Origin of the sequence: Roseibium sp. (genome assembly GCF_025698965.1) — a bacterium.
In the GTDB taxonomy this organism is placed as follows: Bacteria; Pseudomonadota; Alphaproteobacteria; order Rhizobiales; family Stappiaceae; genus Roseibium.
Window position 1 is genome coordinate 1 of sequence record NZ_JAILWL010000423.1, and the last position, 5785, is coordinate 5785.

Consider the following 5785-nt stretch of genomic DNA (forward strand, 5'->3'; position numbering starts at 1 on the left):
TCGCTGTTTCTTTTGCCGGTGGATTGATCGTTTCCGGCCGCTTTGCTTTTGAACGACGACCGTCCTCATCTCGCCTGACGGCTTTACCGCTCGGGTGTGGACGGACCTGCCAGAGCTTCAAATCCACCATCACTTTCGCAGTCGCACCTAGCACCAGCATGCAGAGCACGAACTTGCTCACCGTTTCCATTGTCCCTTCAATCAACAGGGCATGAACCACGCTGCCGATGACGATCACAAGAGCAAGGGAGGAATGCATCAGACGCCAGGAACGGGGCTTGAGGTGCAGACGGCGGCGATTGGCGGCCAGAAGTGCGGATGCAAAAACAGCCCACATGGCGACAACGCCCCAGATGGAAAACGGCGTCGGCGATCTGAACAAAAGCACATCGACTACGTCCGGCGGACTGGTGATCCAAAGCGCGCCAACATGGATGATCACCACAGCGACCAGCGTCCCACCGACCCAACGGTGAACACGCCGCCCACGCATCGCCTGAAGACCTGGAAGATAACCACCTGCCAGCAGTGGCTGAAGCAGCAGCAGCACCATTGCGATTACGCCTGCAAAACCGGCAGCGATGTAGATAGAATCACGCCATTGCAGCAACGGGCTTGTTGCGGCCGCAACGATCGGAGCGACACTGACTATAAGAAGGACGGTCCAGATCAGCGTCGCGCGGGTGCGGCTCATGCGTTTCGAACTCAACTGAAGGTCAGACAGGCTGAAGGACGAAATGCGCCTCCAGGCTGGTGTCCTTTGAACTCTTCATCACGGGTCGCAGGAAGACGGTTTCGAACTCGCCACTGTCATAGGCAAGATGGCCATGGGGCTGTCCGAAGGCCGGGACGATCTGTGGCATTTCAAGGCGGAATTCGCCATTGGCATTGGTCAACGTTGCACCATGGCTTTGTGGTTCGCGCTCGTAACCTTCGGTCGTGTGTGCCCAGATCTGAATGCGCTGCCCGGCAAGAGGAGCGCCGTCCCCTGCCCGGCGGACCGTTCCGGTCATCCAGAAGCCACCACCACCGATCCGTTTCACGATCGGCGCGCCGGGTTGATAATTGTTGGAGCCGCCACGCATGGATCGGGTTGGCGCCAATCCTTGGGCCTGGGCGGGAACAAGAAACTTGGATAGGCCGGTCACCGCGACAGCGCCGCCGGCGACCAGAAGAATTCGGCGAGTGATGAGGTCTGATGTCATATCGATTTCTCCTCTCGGGCCCTGGAGTGCCCGCCCAACCGAAAGGGTCCGGGCGTTACCGATACCCGATTATAGCGCGATTACGGCCTTTTCCGAGATGGACAAGACGATGTGTACCAAAAACCGTACTCACGGTCGCGTGAAGTTTAGCCCACCGCCGACATTTTGGGTCGCCGCAGACTGTCGTCGGACTTCGAGCTATAAGCTTTGCCGTCAATTCCCGCCCGAGCGCTGCATAGCCTTCTGCCGGACTGAACCCTACCCTCGATCAAGGGCTGCCATCCGGACGCAAGAATCCTGACTCCTGCGAATTTCATGAGATCGTTGCGGAGCCCCACGGCCAACGATCCCTTCAGGCGGGAGAGTTTCATGCGCTCAGTGACTGCTGCTGCACCCGATGGGCTTCCGGAATCCGGGTTGCTTCCCATGTCTTCAGGGCATCCGGCACGGATTTCTGACCATGTCGAATTTTTCTTCAGTGCCAACTGATAAGGTGACATCCGTCCCCTTTGAGACGTCCAGCGCCTGACTTTTCGTTTCAAAACGGATGTCTGCTCCGGAAAGTCGATGAACAAGGATATCGTGGAGATCCGGTCAGCTGAGCGCCTGGAAGACAGGCCCGTTCTTATCTGACGGGTTCAAGTGGAACAGCTCTCGACCGAAGTTATTGCTGTAGATATGGCGCTCAAATGTATGTGCCTTGTCCGAAACTTCGTCGAGGAGATCGAGTTCCTTCAAAATTGGCAAGGTGTTACCGGATAGATGGAGACCGGTTCCAACCCATCGCCAATGCTCAGCCGTTTCGATGACAGTGAGATCCCCCCAGGGATTTCAAGGCTATGGCACATGTCAAACCGGCAACACCGCCACCAGAGATCAAAACCCTTAGAAATTTTCTCTTTTGCGGTCATCCTATCTGCCCGCCCCGCGTGCCGTGCTCTTGCGAGCTATAATCTGGTAGCCGAGGTCGATTGCAGGCTTGTCCGGTTCAATGCCCGTTAGCGCGTTGCTCATCCAGCGCATAGCCTCGCGCCCCATGTCGAGCCGGAAGGTGCGCACAGAGGTGATGGAGGGATTGGCCGCCGCCATCATTTCCAGATCGTTGAAGCCGCAGATGCCGAATTCTTCCGGGATACGCAATCCACGTCGCTGACATTCAAACAGGGCACCAAGGGCAAGATCGTCGTTGTTGCATAAAATGGCGTCTGAATCGGGTGCTTTGGACAATAGATCGGCAACAAGTTCACAGCCGAGTGTGACCGTCGACGGCCTCGGTGTTGTGACAATCCGATTCGCATCAAAGACACCTGCTTCTTCTGCTGTTTTCTGAAACCCCAGCAAGCGACGCTGACTTCTCGGGTCCAGACGTGCCGCGATGTAACCGGGCCTGCGATATCCAGCCTCCAGCAGATGTCGGGTCGCTGCCATCGAAGCCTCGACATGTGAAAACCCGATCATCATGTCGTATGGATCCGGACCGCATTCCATTATTTGCAGGATCCGGCAATCGGCGGATCTGAGCAGGTTTGCAGTAACTTCAGACTGGTCGAGACCCGACAGGATCAGACCAGCCGGTTTCTGGCTCAAAAACGTGCGGACGAGGTTCTCTTCCTCAAGCGGCGAATATCGGGAATTACCGAGCTGGATCTGCCATTTGGAACCTTCAGCCTCTTCATAAATGCCGCGCATGACATCGGAAAAGACGTTGTTGGTAACGGAGGGTACGATAACGCCGATAACGTTGGTCTTTCCCGCAGCAAGCGCGCTTGCAGCCGGGTCCGGGATGTATCCGAGTCGCTCGACGACAGCCCTTATCTTTGTCAGCGTCTTTTGCGAAACCTTGTCCGGATTGCGCAAAGCCCGCGACACAGTCATAGCGCTAACACCAGCCTCAGAGGCAACATCGGCAATTGTTACTTTCAAATTATCCAGCCATTACAGATAGTTAATTGAAATCATTGAGCTGCACCAATACTACATCAGAAAAAATATATTGACAAATGTTAGCGCTATCATTTTGATTGCCAGCAACAGAAAAAGCGTTTTAGGGATGGATATGCAGGAAGACCTGCCCTCAAGCGACAACGGGTCAGTGCTCATCGTCATGGGCGTGTGCGGTGTCGGCAAAAGTCTGATTGCCGAGCGGCTGGCGGATGCGCTCGGTTGCGGATTGGTGGAAGCGGACGACTTTCACAGTCCGCAAAACAAGCGCAAGATGGCCGCCGGCGAAGCCTTGAGCGATGGCGACCGGCTGCCCTGGCTGGACGCCGTGGCGCTGGCTGCCCGGTTACAGGTCTATTGCACCGGTAGCTCCGTTGTCGCCTGTTCCAGTTTGAAGCGCACTTACCGGGATCGGCTGCGCAGTTCGTTGCAATCTTGCCGTTTCCTGCATCTGGCCGGCCCGCGAGCGCTGATCAAGGAACGGCTCTGCAACCGACAAGGTCATTTTGTCGGCGAGACGCTGCTGGACAGCCAACTCGCCACACTCGAGCCGCTGAACACTGATGAAGACGGCTTCACACTCGAAATTTCATCGCCTGTCGACCGGATCGTCGACAGCGCCTTGAAAGAACTGCGGCAAGCCCCGCCGCCTCACCAGACCATCGCCTCATGAACAAATGCGATGCTGACACGAACGGGAGGAATTCATGCTTAAGACATTGACGAAAACAGCCCTGGCCGCAGTCGCGGTGACCGCCCTGGTGGCATCCGCCACCGCGCAGGACTTCTCGCTCCGCTTCCAGTCGTCCGACCCGGCCGGCAACCCGAATTTCGAGCTGCAGCAGGGCTGGACCGAAGCGGTCAAGGAAAAAACCGGTGGTCGGGTCGAGATTGAGCTTCTGCCGGTGGAATCCATCGTCGCACATACCGAGACCCAGGATGCCATCGCAGCCGGTATTCTGGACGGGCACATCACCGATACGTCCTATTTTGCCGGCAAGGACCCTGCCTTCGGTTTGATCGCCAACCCGGTCGGCGCCTGGTCCTCCCCGGACGAAATGTTCGCTTTCATGACCAAAGGTGGCGGCAAGGAGCTGATGAACGAGCTGGTGGAGCCATATGGCCTGCATTTCATCGGTGCGACCACACCGGGCCTGGAAGCTTTTGTCTCAAAGGTTCCGCTGAACGGCGTCGACGACCTGAAAGGTCTGAAGATGCGCGCGCCGGAAGGCCTGGTCCAACAGGTGTTTGCGGCCGCCGGTGCGGCCCCGGTCAACCTGCCGGGGTCTGAAGTCTTCACAGCGCTCGACAAGGGTGTCATCGACGCGGCCGACTACACGGTCTTTTCCACCAACCACGCGCAAGGCATGCACGATGTTGCACCAAACCCCGTCTATCCGGGCTTCCACTCCATGCCGCTGGTGGAAATTTCCATGAACAAGACCAAGTGGGACGCCATGCCCGCCGATCTTCAGGCCATTCTGGAAGAAAGTGTCGTCGAATTTGCAGCCTCGCAGGTGGCCGCACTTGCCGAACGCGATCTGAAGGCGGTCGAAGAAGCAAAGGCCGGTGGCAAGATCACCGTGACGGACTGGCCTGCAGAAGAACGCGCAAAGTTCCGTACCATCGCCACCGGCGAATGGTCGAAAGTGGCGGAACGCTCCGACAACGCTCAGCGGGTCTATGACGTTCTGACCAGCTACCTGAAAGAAAACGGCCTGATGCAGTAAGCTTGCAGATATCATGATCGAGGCGGGCGCTGTTGGCGCCCGCCAGAATCTTGAAAATCGTAAACATTTGTCATTCCGGACCGAGCGAAGCGAAGGTGCGGGATCTGTCGGCTCGAAGATTTCCTTGAACACGAAAGACGGCGGCCTTCAGGCTTCGGCTCGCGCACCGCGTGACCGGATAGACGATGGTTACTCAAGCTTTTGCGACGAACCTTCGGGTAGGACGACATCCGATTGCGTATGGAGTGGGGGAAAGAACGTGCCGGACATAAAAGACGGGCAGACAACGGAAGAAGATCCCGGGGCGATCCCGGAAGCAGGATTTCTGGGACGATGGATCGATAAGGGTGGCCTGTTGTTTGCCGCCGGAATTGTGATTTCAATGCTGGTGCTCCTGAACGAGGTTCTGCTGCGCTACCTCTTCAATGCTCCGACCATCTGGGCACATGAAACCACGATTTTTCTCTGCGGAGCTGCGTTTGTTTATGGCGGGCTTTATTGCACGGCGCGCAACCGGCACATCCGGGTCGTTCTGATCTATGATTCCCTTCCGCCATCGATCCGTCGGATCTTCGACATCGTCATCTCTGTAATCTGCGCGCTTGCCAGCGGCATCTTTGCGTGGGCTGCCTGGCTGATGGTTCAGCGCGCGGCGTTCCGTCCTGACGGCACGTTCCGGCTGGAACGGTCGGGCAGTGCCTGGGACCCGGTCTTTCCAGGAGCCATCAAGATTTTCCTGCTCGCCATCCTGTCCGTCATGGCCGTCCAGTTCCTGGTCCTCGCCTATAACTATGCGAGGGGCCGGAAGTGATCGAGTTTTTCGGGTCTTTTCAGTCCCTTGGCATCGAGGGCGGCACGCTTTTGATGTTCGTCATGCTGCTGGCACTGCTGGTCTCCGGCATTCCGCTT

At 57.2% G+C, this 5785-nt stretch carries 6 protein-coding genes; 3 read left to right on the forward strand and 3 right to left on the reverse strand.

The genetic code is table 11. The annotated features are described in order from the left end of the window. The 3 genes from K5905_RS25860 to K5905_RS25870 all read right to left on the reverse strand — a co-directional run. Positions 1–694 (reverse strand): ferric reductase-like transmembrane domain-containing protein (locus K5905_RS25860; protein WP_367187025.1); only part of this gene is annotated, 694 nt, incomplete at its 3' end. A gap of 22 nt (positions 695–716) precedes the next feature. Next, positions 717–1205, reverse strand: coding sequence for a twin-arginine translocation pathway signal (locus tag K5905_RS25865; RefSeq protein WP_297589538.1), 489 nt, complete (start codon positions 1203–1205; stop codon positions 717–719). 912 nt (positions 1206–2117) lie between these two features. Beyond that, positions 2118–3128: a LacI family DNA-binding transcriptional regulator gene (locus K5905_RS25870; RefSeq protein ID WP_367187026.1), complete on the reverse strand. Its 1011-nt coding sequence runs from the start codon at positions 3126–3128 to the stop codon at positions 2118–2120. Positions 3129–3261: 133 nt separating this feature from the next. Between K5905_RS25870 and K5905_RS25875 the strand changes: the two genes are divergently transcribed. From K5905_RS25875 to K5905_RS25885, 3 genes are read left to right on the forward strand one after another with little or no spacing between them, the layout of a single operon-like run. Next, on the forward strand, positions 3262–3819 hold the full coding sequence (locus tag K5905_RS25875; RefSeq protein WP_297589540.1) for a gluconokinase: 558 nt from the start codon (positions 3262–3264) through the stop codon (positions 3817–3819). 34 nt (positions 3820–3853) lie between these two features. Continuing rightward, a complete protein-coding gene (locus tag K5905_RS25880; protein ID WP_297589543.1) occupies positions 3854–4876 on the forward strand; it encodes a TRAP transporter substrate-binding protein in 1023 nt (340 codons plus the stop codon). A 13-nt stretch (positions 4877–4889) separates the two neighbouring features. Then, positions 4890–5687, forward strand: coding sequence for a TRAP transporter small permease subunit (locus tag K5905_RS25885; protein ID WP_297589546.1), 798 nt, complete (start codon positions 4890–4892; stop codon positions 5685–5687). Positions 5688–5785: the final 98 nt, after the last annotated feature.